Annotated in this window: 16 protein-coding genes and 1 pseudogene; 8 read left to right on the top strand and 9 right to left on the bottom strand. The window is 75.3% G+C overall.

What is annotated here, in order from left to right; genetic code table 11:
• Positions 1-22: 22 nt before the first annotated feature.
• The 3 genes from AB0F82_RS04590 to AB0F82_RS04580 form a co-directional block, all read right to left on the bottom strand.
• The gene (locus tag AB0F82_RS04590) at positions 23-466 is read right to left on the bottom strand and encodes a subtilase-type protease inhibitor (protein ID WP_362623966.1); all 444 of its coding nucleotides are present in this window, start codon (positions 464-466) and stop codon (positions 23-25) included.
• Positions 467-889: 423 nt separating this feature from the next.
• On the bottom strand, positions 890-1,327 hold the full coding sequence (locus AB0F82_RS04585; RefSeq protein WP_362623963.1) for a Crp/Fnr family transcriptional regulator: 438 nt from the start codon (positions 1,325-1,327) through the stop codon (positions 890-892).
• 158 nt (positions 1,328-1,485) lie between these two features.
• On the bottom strand, positions 1,486-1,788 hold the full coding sequence (locus AB0F82_RS04580) for a hypothetical protein (RefSeq protein WP_356812782.1): 303 nt from the start codon (positions 1,786-1,788) through the stop codon (positions 1,486-1,488).
• A gap of 310 nt (positions 1,789-2,098) precedes the next feature.
• On the opposite strand from AB0F82_RS04580, the pseudogene AB0F82_RS04575 reads away from it, so the two are divergent.
• Both AB0F82_RS04575 and AB0F82_RS04570 read left to right on the top strand, forming a co-directional pair.
• Positions 2,099-2,344 (top strand): annotated as a pseudogene (locus tag AB0F82_RS04575) (cupin domain-containing protein); the annotation flags it as partial.
• A 127-nt stretch (positions 2,345-2,471) separates the two neighbouring features.
• Positions 2,472-5,204 (top strand): LamG-like jellyroll fold domain-containing protein, encoded by a 2,733-nt coding sequence (locus AB0F82_RS04570; RefSeq protein ID WP_362623961.1) that lies wholly within the window; start codon positions 2,472-2,474, stop codon positions 5,202-5,204.
• 96 nt (positions 5,205-5,300) lie between these two features.
• On the opposite strand, the gene AB0F82_RS04565 is transcribed toward AB0F82_RS04570, so the two are convergent.
• Positions 5,301-5,711 carry a DUF3224 domain-containing protein gene (locus AB0F82_RS04565; protein WP_356812780.1) on the bottom strand — a complete coding sequence of 137 codons (411 nt, stop codon included), beginning with the start codon at positions 5,709-5,711 and terminating at the stop codon, positions 5,301-5,303.
• 105 nt (positions 5,712-5,816) lie between these two features.
• Between AB0F82_RS04565 and AB0F82_RS04560 the strand changes: the two genes are divergently transcribed.
• A complete protein-coding gene (locus AB0F82_RS04560; protein ID WP_362623957.1) occupies positions 5,817-6,782 on the top strand; it encodes a helix-turn-helix transcriptional regulator in 966 nt (321 codons plus the stop codon).
• 113 nt (positions 6,783-6,895) lie between these two features.
• Here the strand turns inward: AB0F82_RS04560 and AB0F82_RS04555 are convergent, their stop codons facing one another.
• The gene (locus AB0F82_RS04555) at positions 6,896-7,363 is read right to left on the bottom strand and encodes a hypothetical protein (protein WP_362623954.1); all 468 of its coding nucleotides are present in this window, start codon (positions 7,361-7,363) and stop codon (positions 6,896-6,898) included.
• A gap of 104 nt (positions 7,364-7,467) precedes the next feature.
• Between AB0F82_RS04555 and AB0F82_RS04550 the strand changes: the two genes are divergently transcribed.
• Positions 7,468-7,713 (top strand): hypothetical protein, encoded by a 246-nt coding sequence (locus AB0F82_RS04550; protein ID WP_436842032.1) that lies wholly within the window; start codon positions 7,468-7,470, stop codon positions 7,711-7,713.
• A 2-nt stretch (positions 7,714-7,715) separates the two neighbouring features.
• Here AB0F82_RS04550 and AB0F82_RS04545 read toward each other — a convergent pair whose 3' ends face one another.
• Complete coding sequence (locus tag AB0F82_RS04545; RefSeq protein ID WP_362623951.1) at positions 7,716-8,162, bottom strand: hypothetical protein; 447 nt, start codon at positions 8,160-8,162, stop codon at positions 7,716-7,718.
• Positions 8,163-8,356: 194 nt separating this feature from the next.
• Here AB0F82_RS04545 and AB0F82_RS04540 point away from each other — a divergent pair, with 194 nt between their 5' ends.
• Entirely contained in the window at positions 8,357-10,024 is a 1,668-nt protein-coding gene (locus tag AB0F82_RS04540) for an MFS transporter (protein WP_362623949.1), read from the top strand.
• The gene (locus AB0F82_RS04535) at positions 10,008-10,823 is read left to right on the top strand and encodes a peptidoglycan-binding domain-containing protein (protein ID WP_362623946.1); all 816 of its coding nucleotides are present in this window, start codon (positions 10,008-10,010) and stop codon (positions 10,821-10,823) included. The genes AB0F82_RS04540 and AB0F82_RS04535 overlap by 17 nt, the downstream gene beginning before the upstream one ends.
• Positions 10,824-11,048: 225 nt before the next feature.
• On the opposite strand, the gene AB0F82_RS04530 is transcribed toward AB0F82_RS04535, so the two are convergent.
• Complete coding sequence (locus tag AB0F82_RS04530; protein ID WP_362623943.1) at positions 11,049-11,792, bottom strand: SDR family NAD(P)-dependent oxidoreductase; 744 nt, start codon at positions 11,790-11,792, stop codon at positions 11,049-11,051.
• A 203-nt stretch (positions 11,793-11,995) separates the two neighbouring features.
• Here AB0F82_RS04530 and AB0F82_RS04525 point away from each other — a divergent pair, with 203 nt between their 5' ends.
• Together AB0F82_RS04525 and AB0F82_RS04520 are read left to right on the top strand one after the other, a co-directional pair.
• Positions 11,996-13,072: an RNA ligase (ATP) gene (locus AB0F82_RS04525; RefSeq protein ID WP_362623942.1), complete on the top strand. Its 1,077-nt coding sequence runs from the start codon at positions 11,996-11,998 to the stop codon at positions 13,070-13,072.
• 172 nt (positions 13,073-13,244) lie between these two features.
• Positions 13,245-14,162: an NADP-dependent oxidoreductase gene (locus tag AB0F82_RS04520; RefSeq protein ID WP_362624400.1), complete on the top strand. Its 918-nt coding sequence runs from the start codon at positions 13,245-13,247 to the stop codon at positions 14,160-14,162.
• 134 nt (positions 14,163-14,296) lie between these two features.
• Here AB0F82_RS04520 and AB0F82_RS04515 read toward each other — a convergent pair whose 3' ends face one another.
• On the bottom strand, positions 14,297-17,143 hold the full coding sequence (locus tag AB0F82_RS04515; protein ID WP_362623939.1) for a poly(A) polymerase: 2,847 nt from the start codon (positions 17,141-17,143) through the stop codon (positions 14,297-14,299).
• Complete coding sequence (locus tag AB0F82_RS04510; RefSeq protein ID WP_362624398.1) at positions 17,130-18,932, bottom strand: RNA ligase family protein; 1,803 nt, start codon at positions 18,930-18,932, stop codon at positions 17,130-17,132. The genes AB0F82_RS04515 and AB0F82_RS04510 overlap by 14 nt, the downstream gene beginning before the upstream one ends.
• Positions 18,933-19,177 lie beyond the last annotated feature (245 nt).

Genomic DNA, 19,177 nt, shown 5'->3' with positions numbered 1-19,177 from the left:
CGGTCCGTCGCGTCACGCGGTATCAGAAGCCGAAGAGCGCGCCCGCGGTGTTCCGCAGGCCGCACGGATTGGCGAAGGTGTACGTGTAGCTGAGCCGGTGGCCCTGCCAGACCCCGTCGGCCGTCACCGTCATCGGGTTCCACTCCCTGGTACAGACGGCGTCGGCGGCGGGTGCCGCCAGCGGGTCGAGCTGCGAACCGGCCGCGCGTAACTCACGGCACGCGGCCGACGGGTTGGGGTGGGTCCCGCCGGGCCGGGGCGCACAGACGAGCGTCACCGCCCGCAGCACCGTGCCGGTGTCTGCGTCCGGGCCGGCCGTCACGCTGAGGACCAGCGCGGACGGCGCGTACGGACTCTGCGCGCCGGCCGGCGCCGCGCCGGCCGTCCCGGGCCAGGCCAGCGCGGTGAGCGCGGTGAGCGCCATGGCGGCGGAACCGAGTCCGAGACCCCTTGCGATGGACCGCATTTCGAACACTCCCTTGGGTTGGTGTTTCGGATAGCGGACAGAGTCTTGCCGACGGGAGCCGCGAACGCCCGTTCGGACCTCTATTTTCCGTCACTGATCGTGTGCGGATGAGTGCAGACCGCAGCCGTGGCGGAGGTGTGACCTGTGCGGCTGCGAGCGGCCGAATCGGCCGAACACCGACCCGGAGACCTCCCCGAAACATGCGGAGGCCCGCCGTCATCCGCCCGAAACGGAGCTGCCGGGGCGCATCTCGCCAGCCCCCCGTCCGGCACCCCGCCACGTTCAACGAGGCCGAGGCCGGCGGCCGAGGCCGGCAGATCCGGCAGCGGACCACCGCTGCCCTCCTGATCACGTGCGGGCGCGTGAGCGCGGCGCCATGGCCGCCGGCGCCCCCGGGTGGGCATGGCCTCCGGCGGGCCAAGGTCAGCCGGTCGCGCCCAGGCGCGGGGCGTACAGGTCCAGCAGCCGGGTACGCGTCTGCTGGAGCCGCGCCGCGAGCACGCGACCGACCCAGTGCCCGACCGCGGACCCGAAGGCGGGATCGGCGTCCATCAGCATCCGTACGGCCGCCGCGTCGAACTCGTACGCGCGCACCGGCGTCATCGCCTCCGCGCCCAGCTGCCACACGTACGGAGGGAACAGCCAGGACCAGCCGACCAGCTCGCCGGGGCCCAGGTTCTCCACCTGCGCGGGCCGGCGGCCGGCCACCGGCACCTCCAGGGTCACCGTGCCCGAGCGCACGATCCAGAAGGACTTCGCCCGGTGGCCCTCGTCGAAGATCCGCGCGTTCTCCGGGAAATTCACCTCACGGGCCTGCGCCATCAGCCGTCCACGGTGCTCCGTGGACAACACTGCGGCCATTCGGATGGGGGAAGGTGTGCTCACGACGGCCTCCGATCGGACCCCCCGCGACGCTCCTGCTGCTCCCAGTGTCGCCGACGCGGCCCGATCCGGATCGGCCCGCGACGCCCCTTTCTTCGCCGCCGGGACCGCGCACGCGGTCCGCCGCCAGTCCGCCGCTAGTCCTCCGCGTTCGCCTCCATGCACGCCAGCTCCATCGCGTCCAGTACGGCCTCGTGGCTGCGGCCGCTCAGTTCGGCGACGTTCTCGATCTGGGCCGTGGCCCAGGCCGCCAGCGTCATCACCAGGACCCGTAGCCCGTCGGTGCCGTACTCGGCCAGGATCGCGTCGGCAACGACCATGGCCTCCTCCGGGACCTGCTCGGGCGGCTCCAGGCCCGCGAGGCCGCGCAGCATGACGAGGGTGCGGCGGGAGACCTCCGGCGTCATCCCCGCCAGCCGCATGTCCTCTTCCTCGTTCATCCGCCCCGCCCTCCGCTGCCGAGCCCCGTCCCTCAGGGCACGGTAGAGGGGCGCGGCGCCGCGCGGGGCCGTTTCCGCAGGGTGACCTTGCGTGAGCGGGTGCGGGCGGCCGGATCCGGTGGGTCCGGCCGGGCCACGGCAGTGGCGGAGACGGAGTACGCGGCGGGCATCGCCTTCACGACCCGGGTCGCCTCTCGCCCGTCCCCGGCCGCGCTGCTGTGCCGCCCCCTGCCGGGTCCAGGGGCGGGGTGAGTACCGTCCTGTGCGCGCGTGCCGTCCTGCGGGCGGTGCCGGACCGGGTGCCGCCGCGCGCACGCACGAGGGCGACGAGTGGCTGTACGTGCTGGACGGTCGGCTGCGGCTCGGCCTCGCCGAGCACGACCTGGTCCTCGGCCCCGGGGAGGTGGCCGAGTTCGACACCCGGCTGCCGCACTGGTTCACCAGCGCCGACGGGCGCCCCGTGGAGATCCTGAGCCTGTTCGGGCGCCGGGGGGAGCGCATGCACGTCCGCGCCAAGCCCCGTCAGGTTGGGCATCCAATGCGTCAAGAGGGGTGAACCGATCGCCGATTCGCTCTAGGGTGCGCCGTAAGCATGGGCGTGGCCGTATGTATGTACGGCGGTTTCCGGCCATGACCCGCCGACCGTGCCCCACGGTCGCACCGCACACCGAACTGGGGGGTTCATGCGCAGATCCCGTGGGCTGGCGGTTACTCTCGCCCTGTCCCTGACCGGAACCGGAGCAGGGCTGGGCCTCGTCCTCGCCCCGCAGGCGGCGGCACTCACCCCGCCCGTGGCCTTCACCGCCGACGCACTGTCCACCTGGCAGCCCAACGGCGTCGTATGGGCCCTCGCCGCGGCCGGCGGGCAGGTCTTCGCCGGCGGCACCTTCTCCACCGTGCGCCCGCCCGCGGGCGGCGCCGGCAGCGAGCAGCAGGCCGTGAACTTCGTGGCGCTGGACGCCGCCACGGGCGCGCCGACCTCCTGCCAACTGTCCTTCACCATCGCGTCCGGCACCGCGACGGTCCGGGCGCTGGCCCTCTCACCGGACAAGTCGACCCTCTACGCCGGCGGGTACTTCGGCGCGGTCAACGGCACCGCGGTCTCCAGCCTCGCCGCCATCGACGTGGCGAGCTGCACCGTGAAGACGGCCTTCCGGCCGGCCTTCGCGGCCACCGTCCGCGCCCTCGCCGTCACCGGCGACACGGTCTACGCCGGCGGCGACTTCCTCACCGTCGCCGGGCAGCCGCGCCAGCGGTTCGCCGCCGTCGGCGCCACCGACGGGGCGCTCAAGCCCTTCACCGCCGACGCCGACGAGCCCGGACGCGCCGTAGAGGTCACCCCCGACGGCGAGAAGGTGGTCCTCGGCGGGGACTTCTTCACCGTCAACGGCACGAACAGCCACGCCCTGGCCGTCGTCGACGCCACGAGCGGCGCGCTCACCAAGTCCTACCCCGGCTTCATCGACACCAACTCCGTCGTCAAAGACATCGCCACCGACGCGACCGGCTTCTACACCGCCAACGAGGGCACCGGCGGCGGCGTCTTCGACGGCCGGATCGCGCTCGACCTCCCCGGCTTCGGCCAGCGCTGGCGCGACACCTGCCTGGGCGCCACCCAGGCCGTGCTGCCGTACGGCAACGTCCTCTACAGCGCCTCGCACGCGCACGACTGCTCCGGTGTGGGGGAGTTCCCCGACGGCCAGCGCCACCACCTGCTCGCCCAGCCCACCAGCGGCACCGGCAAGCTCGGCTGGGCCCCCGACACCAACGACGGCATCGGCGAGGGCATCGGCCCGCGCACGATGGCGGTCGGTTCGAAGAGCGGGGTCGAATACCTGTGGGTCGGCGGTGAGTTCACCACCGTCAACGGCGCGGCGCAGCAGAGCCTGACACGGTTCGCCTCCACCGGGGACACGGGCGCACCCACCGTGCCCGTGGTGAGCGCGGCAGGCTTCAAGCCGGGCGAGGTCCAGGTGCGCTGGCGCACCAGCCTCGACCTCGACGACAGCGCGCTGACCTACCGCGTCTACCGCAACGGCGCGGCCACGCCGATCGCCACGATCGCGGCGGACTCGCTCTTCTTCAAGCGCCCGCAGGCCTCCTGGACCGACACCACCGTCACCGCGGGCCAGTCGTACACCTACCGGGTGACGGCCACCGACGCGGCCGGCAACACCAGCGCCCTGTCCGCCACGGCCGCTGTCACGGTCCCGACCGGCACCGAAAGCTATCCCAGCCGGGTCCGCGCCGACGGAGCCCAGCTGTACTGGCGCTACGACGACCCGGTCCTGCCCTACGTGGCGGACTCCTCGGCCGGCGGCAACCAGAACGGCGTGCACCTGAACGCCCCCGCCCTGCGGCAGACCCCGGGCGCCGTCTCCGGCGCGAGCACGGCGATCGGCTTCAACGGCACGGACTCACGGATCCACGCGGACAAGCGGCAGACGGTCGGCAGCGCCTACACCGTCGAGACGTGGTTCAGGACGAACACCACCCGCGGCGGCAAGCTCTTCGGCTTCGGCAGCAACCAGGACCGCGGCAGCAACCAGTACGACAAGCACCTGTACATGACCAATGACGGCCGGCTGGTCTTCGGTGTGTACACCGGCGCCACCCGCACCCTCACCACCAGCGGCGCGTACAACGACAACCAGTGGCACCACGCCGTCGCGACCCAGGGCCCCGGCGGGATGACCCTCTACGTGGACGGCGTCCAGCGCGGCACCCTCGCCGTCACCGGCCACGAGAACTACTCCGGCTACTGGCACGCGGGCGGCGACAGCCTCGGAGGCTGGCCCGACCGCCCGACCAGCGAGATGTGGGCGGGACAGCTCGACGAGAGCGCCGTCTACCCGACCGTGCTGAGCGCGGCACAGGTGCACAACCACTACGCCCTGGCCACCGCCCCCGCCGACTCGGTGGTCCAGGTCACCGCCGCGGAGGACACCTACGCCAACGCGGGAGCTCCCGGGACCACCTACGGCACCTCGTCCTCGCTCGCCGTGCGCGGCACCTCGTTCTACGCGAGCTACCTGCGCTTCGACCTGCCGGCGGCGCCCGCGGGCACGGTGCTGAAGTTGGCGACCCTCAGCGTGAAGACGAGCACGATGAGCGGCGCCGGGACGACGGACACCGTCTCCGTCGTCCCGGTCACCGGCTCGTGGAGCGAAGGCGCGACGACGTACAACAACCGCCCCGCGCTGGGCGGTCCGGCCCTCGGCGCCTACCCGGGCCTCCCGGACGGCTCGGCCGTGCACACCGCCACGCTGACGACGGGATCCGTCGCGGCGGCGCTCGGCGGCAGCCTCGGCCTGGCACTGAGCAGCTCCGGCACGGACGCCCTGTGGCTGTGGTCCTCCGAGGCGCAGGCCAACGACGGCACGCCGCAGCTGGCCCTCACCTTCGGCGCGCCGTGACCTGAGGCGCGTCCGGACGCAGGGGGCGCGGACCACAACGGTCCGCGCCCCCTGGCATGTCCGGGACGGGCGGCGGCGGTGCGCCGGCGCGGGCTCTCAGGCCAGGGCGTACGTGAAGGCGTACTCGACGGACGTGTCTCCGTGGCGGTGGGTGAAGCCGCCGGAGCCCGTCAGGCCCACGAGGTCCCCGGTGCCGGAACCGGGCACCACCTCGAAGCGGCAGACGGTGCCGCCCGCGTCGAAGGAGCCGCGCTCCTCCAGCACGAAGCTGCCCTTGCGGCCGTCGACGCTGCCCGACAGCACCTCCATACCGCTGTAACGCCCGGTGTTCTCCCCGGTGTAGGCGATCGTGTAGTCACAGCTGGTGCCGGCCGCCTCGACGCCACCGGTGAAGGTGTTGGTGACGTGGGCGTGGGCGAGCCGAGGGGTCACTGCCGACGGTCCGACGGGATTCTCCTCCCAGTCGGCGAAGGTGAAGCGGCCACGGGTTTCTACGGGCGTGGGCATGACGGTCCTCTCGGCCGGCCGGACGGTCCCTCCGCCCGGCGTTGCGCGACCCAGGCTGGCAGCCGTACCTGACACCTTCTGTCAGGTACGGCGAGAATGGTTCCCATGCGCGCCGACCGGCTCCTCTCCCTGCTCCTGCTGCTCCAGAACCGCGGCCGGATGACCGCCCCCGAACTCGCCGCCGAGCTGGAGGTGTCCGTGCGCACCGTCTACCGCGACATCGACGCGCTCGGCGCCTCGGGCGTCCCCGTCCTCGCCGACCGCGGCCCGGCGGGCGGCTACCGGCTCGCCGACGGCTACCGCACCCGCCTCACCGGCCTCACCGACACCCAGGCCGGCTCGCTCTTCCTGGCCGGCGCCCCAGGACCCGCGCAGGACCTCGGGCTCGGCGCCGACCTGGCCGCCGCCCAGCTGAAGCTCCAGGCCGCGCTCCCCGCCCAGCTCGCCGGCCGGGCCCGGCAGATCCAGGACCGCTTCCACCTCGACGCCACCGCGTGGTTCCGGGACGCCGACCCCGTCCCGCACCTCGCGCGGATCGCCCAGGCCGTCTGGGACCAGCGGGTCCTGCACGCCCACTACCGCCGCTGGCGCGGCGAGGTGCGACGCCGGCTCCACCCGCTGGGCCTCGTCCTCAAGGGCGGCATCTGGTATCTGGTCGCCGGGGTCGAGGAGGATGCCGTACGGACCTACCGCGTCGCCCGGTTCCTCGCGGTGGACACCGCCGAGGAGGGCTTCGAACGGCCCGCCGGCTTCGAACTCGCCGCGTACTGGCAGGAGTCCACCAGGCGCCTGGACGCCGCCCTCCACCGGCAGACCGCGCAGCTGCGCCTCTCCCCGCGCGGCCGGCTGCTGCTGCCGATGCAGTTCGGGGCGGCCGGCACCCGGGCCCTCGCCGACGCCGGCCCACCGGACGCGGACGGCTGGGTCCTGGTCGCCATCGCGGTCGAGTCCGAGGCCGTCGCCGTCGGCGACCTCCTGCGCCTGGGCACGGAGGCCGAGGTACTCGGCCCTCCCGAGCTGCGCCGCGCCCTCGCCGAAACGGTGACCGCCCTCGCCGACCGCTACGCGTGAGCGCCGGCCAGGACGCCGGAGGACTGCCGCCTGCGCTTCGCGCATGCCCGTCGCGCCCGCCTCGCCGTGCGCCCGGGTCCCGGGCCACCGGATCACGTCGCGGACCGACGAGGTCAGCGCGGGGGCTCCACCTCCAGGAACCGGCGCCGGCGGGGGCCCCGGTACAGCAGGCACACCCAGCCCAGCTCCTCCAACACGGCCGCGCAGGCCGTCAGCCGCTCCTGCTCCTCTTCCGCCGCGCCACTACCCGGCGGGCCGGCCCAGGTCACCTCCACCGGCCCCGCCCCCGCCGCGGGCCCGGACCCGGCGGCCCTCACGCGGTAGCCCGTGCGCGTACGGCGCCCCTCCCCGTCCAGCGCCGACGGCGGGATCCCCGCCGCCTCCAGGACGAGGGCCACCGCGCGCTGAAGCTGCCGCACCTCCCACGGTGCGGGAACCGCCGCGCCCGCCGGGCCGTTCACCAGACGGCGGATCTGCAGCAGCCCCTCGTACGCGGTGCGCAGCTCGGCCTCCCGCCGCCCGGACGGCGCCTCGGCACCGTCGCCGGTCGCCGGTTCGAAGCCCCGCCCCGGATCCGTCATCACCCCACCACCCGCCCGTCTGAGTACCTCACGCCCAACGGCCTGAGTATCCGCCCCGATTCCCCGCAGCGCCGACGCTGGTCGAATGGGGTTCGGCCCTTGCCGTGGCCCTGGTCCCGCTCGTGGTCGGCGTCCTGTTCGCCAAGGCGATGGCCGCCGACCCGATGACCCCCGTCAACGCCCTCATCGCGGGCGGCGGCCAGCGGGCCGCCCTGCCGCGCGGCGAGTGGAAGCGGCGCGGGCACACCACCCTGCACCGGCTGCGCACCGCACGCCGCGACACGGCCCGCCGCTGCGCCCGCGCCTGCGGCTCCCGGACACGTCCCCTGGGGCGTGTCCACGGCGGCTGAGGTCAGCGGTCGTACTGCCGCAGGCACAGGTCGACGATGGACGGCGGTACGACCCCGTCGGCGGCCGCGCACAGCTCGTCCAGGCGCGGCGGCGCCGCTCGCCGGCGCGGGTGGGCGGTCACGGACCCGGGCAGCCGTGTCCGCCGGGGCGGGGCCGCCTGCTTCGCGTGCGCCCGCCCACGGGGTGAGGCCGGGGCCGTAGCCCGGTCCGGATCCGCGGCCGGTCCCCGTCCGGCGTCCGGGGCAGGCTCGGGCGGGGCGGCCGCGGGCAGTTCCCCCAGGGGCAGACCCGGCCGCGCGGGCCGCACGGGTGCGCCGGCCGGCGGCACGGATCCCCGTACGGGGGGCGGAGCCGCAGCCGGAGCCGGGTCCTGCGCGCCGACGGAGACACAGCCGGCGCTCGCGAGGAGCGCGACGAGGGAGAGGGGCAGGGCCCGGCGTAACTGCATCCGACCACCTTGCCGTACGGCCCGGCGCGTTCCGCTCCCCGCCTCACGCGTCCGGGTGACACCGGGCGCCGGCGGGAACGGCCGCGGCGTGTGGGAGATTGGCCCGCACGTACGGGCGGCGGGGGAGGCGCGACCTCCGGCGCCCCGTGCGGCCGAGTCCTGCCCGCCGATCGACCCGTACGGAGTACCGATCCATGACAGCAGACGCCGCGCCCGGCAGCCCCGCGCCGTCCCCCGAGTCCGCAAGCTCCCGCGAATCCGCGCCTCCCCCTTCCGCGGGAGCCGTACCCGGCCGGCCGGGAGCCGGACCGGGCAGCGGAACCGCCCCCGCGCCTGCGCCCGCGCCTGCGCCTGCGCCCACCCCCACCCCCGCCCCGTGGAAGGCCTGGGCGGCCGTGTGCGCGGTCGCCCTCGGCATCTTCTGCCTCATCACCTCCGAGCTGCTGCCCGTCGGCCTGCTGACCCCGGTCGGAGCCGACCTCGGGGTGTCCGACGGGACCGCCGGGCTGATGGTCACCGTCCCGGGCCTGGTCGCCGGGTTCTGCGCGCCGCTGGTCACCGTCGGAGCCGGGCGCCTCGACCGGCGACTCGTACTGTGCGTGCTCATCGCGCTGACGGCCGCCGCCAACCTCGCCGCCGCCGTCGCCCCCAGCTTCGCGGTCGTACTGGCGGCGCGCCTGCTCGTCGGCGTCGGCGTCGGCGGGTTCTGGGCCGTCGCCGGCGGACTCGCCGTCCGGCTCGTCCCCGAGCGCCACGTCGGCCGGGCCACCGCGCTCGTCTTCGGGGGCGTGCCCACCGCCTCCGTGCTCGGCGTTCCCGCAGGAACCCTGCTCGGCGAACACGGAGGCTGGCGCACCGCCTTCGCCGCGGTCGGCGCACTCGGCCTCGTCACGCTGACCGCCCTGGTCCTGCTGCTGCCCCCGCTGCCGCCGTCCCGGCACATCACCTTCCCCGAACTGCCCGCGCTGCTCCGCGAGAACCGTGCCGTCCGCGCCGGGGTGGCCGTCACCTTCCTCGTGGTGACCGGGCAGTTCGCCGCCTACACGTTCGTACGGCCGATCCTCCAGGACGTCTCCGGCATCGACTCCGGCCTCGTCAGCACCCTGCTGCTCGGCTACGGCGTCGCGGGCGTCGCGGGCAACTTCCTGGCCGGGGCGCGCGACGCGTACCGGACGCTGCTCGTCATCAGCGTCGCCCTCGCCGTGATCCTCGCGCTCATCGCGGTGCTGCCCGGGCCGGTCGCGGGGACGACGCTGCTGCTCGCCTGGGGACTCGCCTACGGAGGGGTCTCGGTGAGCGTGCAGGGCTGGATGATCAAAGCCGCCCCGGCCGCGACGGAGGCGGCCACCTCGCTCATGGTGGCCGTGTTCAACCTCGCGATAGCGGCCGGAGCGCTCTTCGGCGGCCTCGCGGTCGACGGCATCTCCGCCCCGGCCGCCCCGCTCGGCGGAGCCGCCCTGATGCTCCTGTCCGCCCTTCACCGTCCGGGCCACGGCGATCCGCCGCCGGCCCGGCCGCCTCGGCTGACGGATCGCACCCGACAGACCGGGTGGACCGGAGCAGATCGGACATCCGGCTTGACCCGGCCCGGGCCGGACGGCGAGAGTGCGCCCGATCAAGAACCACAGTTCGAGCCGCACCCCGGAGATGCCTCACATGTCGATACCGGTTCGCTCACCGCTCGCCCCACCCGCGATCGGCGGTTCTCCGGCACTCGGCACGCCCGGCGCCCCCGGCGCCGGCGCGGCCCAGGCTCCCGCCGCCCGGCGGCGGAGAGCCTGACCGGCCGGGCGGGGGCCGGCACCGCACCGCCGCGCCGGCCCCCGTCCCCGCCGGGAGACCGCCATGTCCCAGCATCCTGATGAGAGCGGGCTCGTCGCCCCCGACGACGCCCTGTTCGTACGCCCGTACGTCGCCCCCTCGGGCCCGCCGCCCCGAGCGGCTGCTTCGCCCTGGCCGCAGAGCGGGCCCTTCGCCTTCCCCGGCCCGGCGCACGGCCCGGCGCACGGCCCGGCGCACGGCCCGGCGCACGGCCCTGAGCACGGCCCGGTGCACGGCCTGGCGCACGGCCCGGACGCCAGAGCTGCCACACCGGCGACCGTGCCCGCCTCGGCTCCTGCGGCCGCCACTCGCCGAGCCAGGCATTCCGGCGGTGCCCGCCGCCGCAGCCGGCTCCCGCTGACCGTGGTCACCGTGCTCGGGCTCGCGGGCGTCGGCGCCCTCGTGCTCCTGCTGAACGGGCCCGATCCGCAGCCGCCCCGGGCCGAGCCGCCGGCCAACCTGTCCGTGCCGGCGCTTCCGGCCCGCGGCGGGGACGCCGGCACCGAATCATCCCGTCCCACGCCGTCCGTCCGGTCCGCCGACCCGTCGGCCCGGGCCTCGGCCACCGACGCGACGACGAGCCCGGCCGCGAAACCGGACCCGAGCACGTCGGCCCCGCGGCCGTCGAAGGCGTACGTGACCCTGCGCATGGGCGACAGAGGGCCCGAGGTGCGCGCCCTGCAGGAGATGCTCTACGGTCAGGGGTTCACGTACGTCTCCGTCACCGGCGTCTACGACGGCCAGACCAAGCGCGGTGTCGGCCAGCTCCAGCGCGACCGGTCCATCCAGGGCGACCCCCAGGGCGTCTACGGGCCGAACACCCAGGCGGCCATGGGCTGAGAACTGTCCCGCAATCCCCGGCGGGCGCACGACGGCAGAGTCCAGTACACGGCGAACTCCTCCGCCCTGCGAGGCACGGCACCGGACAACGCGGGCGCGGCCGACAAGATCCGAAAGAGGAACGGCCTACGGCCGTGTCCGCAAAACCCGCCGACGCGGCGGCCCTCCGGGCGGCCGACGCCACTTTGCGGACACTCCCCAGGGCCGCACCCCGCGCCCCGCGGTTCAGCGGCCGCCCGCGACCCGCAGCACGGTCCCCGTCGTGTACGAGGCGTCCGGGGACAGCAACCAGGAGATCGCCCCGGCGATCTCCTCGGGCCGGCCGGGCCGCCGCAGCGGGGTCTCGGCCCCGATGCGCGCCGGTCGGTCGGGGTCGCCCATGGCGGCGTGCATGTCGGTCTCGATGGTGCCGGGCGCCACGGCGTTCACCCGGATCCCGTGCGGACCGAGCTCCTTGGAGAGCCCCATGGTCAGCGCGTCGGTGGCCGCCTTGGTCGCCGCGTAGTGCACGTACTCCCCGGGACTGCCCAGGGTGGTGGCCGCCGACGAGACGTTCACGATCGCCCCGCCCCCCGACTCCGCCATGTCGCGGGCGGCCCGGCGGCAGCACAGCAGGTACCCGAGGAGGTTCACCTCGACCACCCGGCGCAGGTCCTCGGTCCGGGCGTCGGCGAGCGGACCCAGCGGACCCGTCACCCCGGCGTTGTTGACCAGGCCCGTCACCGTGCCGATTTCTGCGCCGGCGATGTCGAAGAGCCGCTCGACCGCGCACTCCTCGGCGGTGTCGACCCGCACGGTCGCACACTGGGCCCCGGCAGCCCGCACCCGCCCGGCGACGGCGTCCGCCGACGCCTCGTCGCGGACGTAACCCAGCACCAGATCGTGCCCGTCGGCGGCCAGCCGCAGACAGGTCGCCGCGCCGATGCCCCTGCTGCCGCCGGTGACGACGGTGACCGGACGACGTGACATGTGGACCTCCCGTGGGACGCGGAACGTGGAGCGGGCGCGTGCGGGCGCCCCTCGCGTCGCACGGTGCGGCAGGCTAACACCGGGATAATCACTGGACCAGCGGAAATGCCCGGACGGACAGTGGAGTCACCGATGCGCCGCACGACTTGGCGGCCGCAAGTGCGCGTACCGGTACCGTTCATGACGACCCGTTGGAGCACACCATGTCGACCTTGCGCGTCACAGCCGAAGAGCTGACCGTCCACGAGCACCCGAACGCCGACGCTCTGGAACTGGCCCAGGTGGGCCTCTACCGCGCCGTGATCGCCAAAGGTGCCTACCGCAGCGGCGACTTCGCGCTCTACATACCCGAACAGGCCGTGCTGCCGCCCGGGCTGATCGAGGAACTGGGCCTCACCGGGCGGCTCGCGGGCGGCTCCGCCGACCGGGTCAAGGCGGTCCGGCTGCGCGGCGAACTCTCGCAGGGCCTGGTGTGCCGGCCCCGCGCGCTGGCCGGCGTCGACCTCGTACAGGCGGCCAAGGAGGGCACGGACTTCGCCGAGCTGCTCGGCATCACCAAATGGGCCCCGCCCATCCCCACCACCATGAGCGGCGACGTCGAGGCCGCCGCCGACCTGATGCCGTGGGTGGACATCGAGAACCTCCAGCGCTATCCGCACATCTTCGAGCCCGGCGAGCCCGTCGTCCTCACCGAGAAGCTGCACGGAACGGCCAGCCTGTACACCTACGTCGTCGAGGGCGGACGCTCCATCGTCTCCTCCAAGGGCTTCGGCGCGAAGGGACTCGCCCTCAAGGAGGACGAGCGCAACCTCTACTGGCGCGCGGTGCGCGGCCACGGTGTAGCGGCCGTCGCCGAGGCTCTGGCCGAGCGCCTCGGCGCGACGCGGATCGGGATCTTCGCCGAGGTGTACGGCGCGGGCGTCCAGGACCTGGCCTACGGCACCGACGTACGCACCGCCGACACCCCGCCCGGGTACGCCGTCTTCGACGTCTCCGCCGAGATCGACGGACAGGTCCGCTGGTTGGACCCGTCCACCGTCCTGCCGGACGGCGAACTCCCGCTGGTGCCGAGGCTGTACGAGGGCCCGTACGACCTGGACACGGTGCTGGAGCACGCGAGCGGCCGCGAGACGGTGTCCGGGCGCGCCGTGCACCTGCGGGAGGGCGTGGTCATCCGCCCGGCGTCCGAGCGGTACAGCCCGGTCGTGGGCGGCCGCGCCATCGCCAAGGCGGTCAGCCCCGCCTACCTGACCCGCAAGGGCGGCACCGAGTACGAGTGACCATCCCCTTGCGGCCCCTGCGGGGCGACACAGGGTGACGGTCGCGGCCCGGCCGGTCGTGTCCGACCGGCCGGGGCGCCGTGTGCGTGGTGGGATGGAGGGCAGGTGGATTCCATCAGCACACGGAGAGGTCGGGGACATGTCCGAGTCGGGCCGGGGCAGCCAGGAAACCATGCGGGCGATGGCGTACGAGACGTACGGCGGGACGGAGGTGCTCTCCGAGACGCGGCTGCCGCTGCCCAAGGTCGGCCCCGGCGAGGTCCTCGTGCGAGTCAAGTGCGCCGCCGTCAATCCCGTGGACTGGAAGATCATGGCGGGTGGGCTCGACCCCCTGATGGACGTCGTCTACCCCGTCGTCCCCGGCTGGGACGTCTCCGGCACGGTCGAGAAGGTCGGCATCGACGTTCCCGAGTACGCCGAGGGCGACGAGGTCATCGCCTATGCCCGCAAGGACTACGTGCACGGCGGGACCTTCGCCGAGTTCGTGACCGTGCCCGTACGCGCCCTCGCGCACAAGCCCGCGTCGCTGAGCTGGGCCGAGGCCGCCGGGCTCCCGCTCGCCGGGCTCACTGCCTACCAGCTGCTCACCCGCCTGGGCACCGGCAAGGACGACACCGTCCTCATCCACGGCGCCGCCGGCGGCGTCGGCTCCCTCGGCGTGCAGATCGCCCGCACGCTGGGTGCCCGCGTCATCGGCACGGCGTCCCCCCGCAACCACGACCGGGTGCGTGAACTCGGCGCCGAACCCGTCGAATACGGCGACGGGCTCGCCGAACGCGTCCGCGCCCTCGTGCCCGACGGGCCCACCGTCGTCGCGGACTTCGTCGGCGGGGTCGGCGGCGTCACCCGCGAGGTCCTCCACGACGACGGCCGGCACGCGTCCATCGCCGACCCCAGCGTCCTCGGCTCCGGCGGTGAGTGGATCTGGGTCCGCCCCGTCGGCAGCGACCTTGCCGAGCTGGGCCGGCTCGCCGACAGCGGACAGTTGAAGGTGCCCGTCGCCAAGACCTTCCCGCTGGCCGAGCTGGCGGCCGCTTTCGAGCTCAGCCAGGGCGGCCACACCGCAGGAAAGATCATCATCGAGGTCTGACCCCCTGGGGAGCGTCCGCGAAGCAGCGTCGGCCGCCCGGGGGCCGTGCGTGCCGCCCCGCCCCGCCACGCCGGCGGGACGTGGCCGACACGCCCTGGATCAGCGCCTGAACCGCCCGCCCCCCGGCCGGCGGTTCAGGCGCCCAGGTCCGGTACCTCACCGCCCGCCGCCCAGGACACCTCGACCCCGTGCAGGCCCGCCCCCCAGGGGGCGGCCGCCTCGGCCAGCCGCGCCGCGTCCGGCGGCGCGGCCCCCAGGCCGATCGCGTACCGGGCGAGGCCCGGCGCGGACTCGAACGGGCGGGGCCAGGCGTGCGCGTCGGTGACACCGGCCTCCTCCAGCGCGCCGAGCAGCGCCCGCAGCCGCCCGCGCACCCGGCCCCGTACCTCCTCGAACTCCTCCTCGGCCGTCCGTACGGTCACCACCGCCCAGGCGGCGTGCCGCCGGTGCGGGGCGGGCGCGGCCGCAGCCGCGGCCAGGACGTCCCTCGCCGCCCCCGACTCCAGCAGCTCCCAGGCCCCGTACAGCTCCTGCACCAGGAGGTCCCGCAGGCCCGGTGTCACCTGGGCGGTGCAACTGCGCACCGGCTCCGACGGGGTGAGGACCGTGACCGGGTCCGGCCCCGGGGCCGGCGGGTCCGCCGGCGCGACCGGCTCGCGCCAGTCCCAGGCGGCCCACCGCCCGAAGAACTCCCGCACCAGGGCGTCGGGCGGCAGCGCCCCCGCCTCCCGGACCGTGCGCGCCGCGAGGACCGCCCAGGCCAGCCCCGGCAGGCCCCCGAACGGCGCCGAGTCCAGCCCCCTGGCCCGCGCCCACGCCTTCACCCGCCGTGCGAGCCCCGCGAAGGCGGCATGCTCCGCACCCACCGCCTCCCGTACGGCGTCGGCGTCGCTCACCGCGCTCAGCGCGACGGCGGCCGCCTCACCCAGCTCCGCCCGCCGTTCCACCGCCCGCGCCGGATCCAGCTCGCCGGTCGAGACCACCACCAGGTCCACGGACAGGGCACCGACACGGAAGCGCAGGCCCGGCACCCGGGCCCCCGGCACCTCGCGCAACCCCCGGGCGAGCGGCAGCGCGGCCGCCACCCGGTCGCGGACCCGGGCGACATCCACCGGGCCCGGGACCGCCGCCACCAGGTCCAGGTCGGCCCCCGGCAGCTCGCAGCCCATCCGGCGCGAGCCGGCCACGTGCACCCGCGCGCCGGGCAGCGCGGCGCCGATCCGCGCCGTGACCGACTCGGCGTGCTCGTCCCCGGTCCCCGCAAGGGCTTCGGGCAGGGGTTCAGGCGCCCAGCGCACCTCGCCCGTGCCCAGTGCCACCCTCGCACGGACCCGCATCGGTCCGTCCCCGCGCCGCGACAGCACGGCGAGTTCCCCGACCCGCGCGGGCACCGCCCCGCCGAGGCGCGCCGCGAACTCCCGGGCCGCCCGCTGCGGGTCGCCGCTGCGCCCGAGCGTCAGATGCGGGGTGTAGCCCCGGTACTCGCCGGAACGCCCGCGGCATCCGGGGAACCGCTCCGCCAGCGCGCCCCGCAGCTCCTGCCACGGCGCCTCACCGGCCGCCGCCGGGTCCAGCCAGAGCGTGGCGTCCTCACGGTGCCCGAAGCTGTGCACGCCCTCCAGCCGGGCCTCGAACGGCGCGGTCCCGGCGGCCGCTTCGGCCAGCAGCGGGACGGCCTCGGCGAAGGAGGACTCCGGCACGAAGCCGAAGAGCAGGTTCACGTGCGCGGGCCAGCGCCCGTGCGCCGGGTCGTGGGCGCGGCGCAGTTCCCGTACCGCGTCCGGCAGACGCGGCGGCAGCCACGCCACCGCCGTCCGCACCGTCGCCGGCACGTCGAGCCGCGCCGGTCCCGCACCCGGCGCTGCGAACTCCACCGTCGCCTCCACCCCGAAGTGGTCGGAGAGGAACAGACCGTCGGCAGCAGGGGAGTCGCCGCGCAGCGCCGCCCGCGTCACCCGGGCCGGGGTGGAACCCAGCAGGATCCGGTCCAGCCGGGCGGAGCGCCCCGTCAGCGAACCCACAGCGGCCAGCGGATTGGCCACCGGGTCGAAGGTCGGCGTGGCGTCCGCCGCCCCGTGCACCTCGCACCAGGCGTCCCGCATACCGAGTGCGGGGGCGGGCCCCTCGGCCCCGTGCCGGCCGTCGTTGAAGTCGCCCAGCAGGGCCACACCGGCTTCGACGCCGCCCAGGCCCTCCGCGAGCCGGGCCAGTTCGGCCTCCCGCCGCTGGTGCCCGTTCTCGGTGTGGTCGCTGGTCAGGTGAGTGGCGGCGACGACCAGCGGTCCGGCCGCCGTGTCCACCGTCACGGCGGTGACCGCCTTGTGCGCGCGGAACACGTGCAGGCCCGCCTCCCGCACCGGCAGCCGGCTCAGCACCAGCAGCCCGCACTCGGCCACGTCCGGGCCGCCGGGATCCGTGCCCAGGGTGTACCCGGCCCGCACCCACGGCGCCGCCAGCAGCAGGCCGAGCAGCTCCGGCTCGACCTCCTGCAGCGCGATGACGTCGGCGTCCGCGACGGCCAGGTCGTCCAGCAGGCGCGGCCTGCGCCGGGCGGTAGCGATGAGCGGGGCGTCGTAGCGGTCCCAGAGCGTGTTCCAGGTCAGCAGCCGCACCGTGGACGGTGCGGCCGCCGTGTCCACGGGCTCGGCCTGCGCGGGACACCATCCACCGCCGCCCGAGGGATCCCACGCGTACGGGGTCCGCGCGGTGAAGAAGGGGGCCCGCAGCAGGCGCGGATCACGGACCCGGCCCGAGGCCGTCACGTCGATCAGGTCCACGCCGGTGGCCCGGTCCCACACCAGCTCGCCGTCGGCCTCGACGAACAGCACCCGGTGCCAGGGGATGTCCCCGCCAGGCACGAAGGAAGGCAGCGGCACCCGCTTGGGCGCCGCCCCGCGCTGGAGCAGGCCGAGGACGAACCGCGCCGGATCGAACCGGGGGTCCCAGAGGACCTGGTGGTAGAGCTGCTCACTGGTGCGCATCGCCGCCGCCTCCGCCTGCCGTCGCCGTGCCGGGCGCGAGGGCGCCCGCCGTGTCCTCCACGTGCCCGCCCGCGCCGACGTACCACGTACGGTGCGCCTGGCCCGCGTACGGCGGGCTGAACCGGTGCAGCTGCGAGGTCAGCACCTGCGGCGGCACCGGATGCGGGCGCACGCCGTTGCGGCGCACCAGCTCCGCCTCCTCGACCAGTACCACGGCGTGCGTGACCAGGGCGTCACGGCGGCGCGCCACCGAACCGGCCAGCCCGCGCTGCTGGTCGGTGAGCGAGGTGGCGTCCCACACCACCGTCCCGCCGCGGGCCAGGGCGGCGTCGAGCCGCTCCAGGCCCTCGCCCAGCACCTCCGCGTTGGCCCGCTGGTCCGTACGCGAACCCCGGGCGGTGCGCAGGTCGTCGAGACCGATGTACGTGTCGACACCGGGCAGCCCACGGCCGAAGGTGCTCTTCCCGCTGCCCGAGGGGCCGCACAGCTGCACCAGCCGCGGAAACGATCCGTCGCGCCACTGCCACGTGGCCGCCACCGCTTCCTCCACCGAGGATCCCGAGATCCGGCCGTGCGCGAACGCGCGCCGGGCCTCCGCCCAGCAGCGGTCGGCCGCGGCCGGGTCCAGCCCGGCGAGGGGCTCGCGCAGCGCGGCGCGCAGTGACCGAAGCGGATCGGCGCCGCCGAGCAGCCCCGCCTCCTCGGCCCACAGCGCGGACCACTCGACGTACTCCCGCGCCCCAGGGCCGTCGGCCAGCGCCCCGGCGAGCGCGTGCAGCACTCCCAGATCCGCCGCTGCGGCCATCCGTACGAGGCCGGCCCGCCGGTCCGCGTCGGGGAACGGCCGCTGCAGGTACGGGTACAGCCCCAGCAGGTCACCGACCCGCCGCGCGAGCCCCATCCCGGCCGGCCCCGCCGCGAGCCGCGCGGCGACCCGGGCACGCGGTGCGCGGCGCAGCACGGCGGCGAGCACCCCGGCCAGCCGGTCGTCGCCGGTCCGCCCCGACGCGTCGATCCGGGCGGCGGCCTCGGCGACCGCGTCCCTGTCCCTGTCCCCGTCCCCGTCCGCGTTCCCGTCCGGGTCGGTGTCCGCGGTCGCGTCCGCGCCCACGGCGGCCGACAGGGCCGCGGCATCCGGCTCGGCCCCCGAGCGGACCGCCCACAACGGGGCCGCCGGACCGAGTCCGTTGGGCACGACCTCCGCGTACATCCAGTGGGTGTCGGTCTGCACGTGGCCGCCCCGCACCCACTTGGCCACGCACCGCCCGAAGTCCGCACGGGAGAAGCCCGCGGCCGTACGCACGACGTAGCCCTCCTGCCGGGCGGTGTCGAGCTTCAGCTTGCGCAGCGCGCGCTCGTCGAAGGTGCCGCGCCACAGCACACGCGGGGCGGGCACCCCCAGCCCCCGCAGGAACGGTACGGTCCGGTCCCAGTCGAGGCAGTGCTCCCCGTCCCACACCGAGAACCCGTAGAACCAGCTCTCCAGGTCCTCGTACGGGATCGAGTGCCGGGCGTAGAGGTTCTCCCCGCACACCCGCCACCCGGCCGGAATGCCGGGCCCGATCCGCCCCTGGAGGCCCTTGACCCAGGCCCGAGAGGGGTGGTGCCCGGAGTCGAGCGAGCGGGCGTGCAGCCCGTCCGCGTACAGCGTGGTGTTCTCCCCGTCGAGCTTCTCGGTGACCACGACCTCGCGTCCGGTCAGCCCGGTCAGTCCGACGGCCCGCACGTCGTCCGCCGATGCCCCGGGCGACCAGGGCAGGTGAGGCGTACGGGGATAGTGGGTGCGCATGATCCGCTCCGGCTCGATGACGGGGTCAGCCGTCACTGTAGGTATCGGGGAGCGGGCGGATCCACCCAATTCAGCGGCAAAGGGCCACGATGGCCGGCGACACCGTGCCCTTGGCGGCCTCGCACAGGGGAGCCATGTCGTACGAACGCCCCGGTGCGGGGCGGGACTTCGCCGGTGCCCCCGCTTGCCGGCGGGCCTTCGTCCGGGGCGCGGGCTTCGCCTGTTTCCCCGTTTTCGCGGCCCTG

The organism is Streptomyces virginiae, from assembly GCF_040638905.1.
In the GTDB taxonomy this organism is placed as follows: Bacteria; Actinomycetota; Actinomycetes; order Streptomycetales; family Streptomycetaceae; genus Streptomyces; species Streptomyces virginiae_B.
The sequence above is the reverse complement of the archived record's forward strand: the minus strand, read 5'-3'. Positions and strand labels throughout refer to the sequence as shown.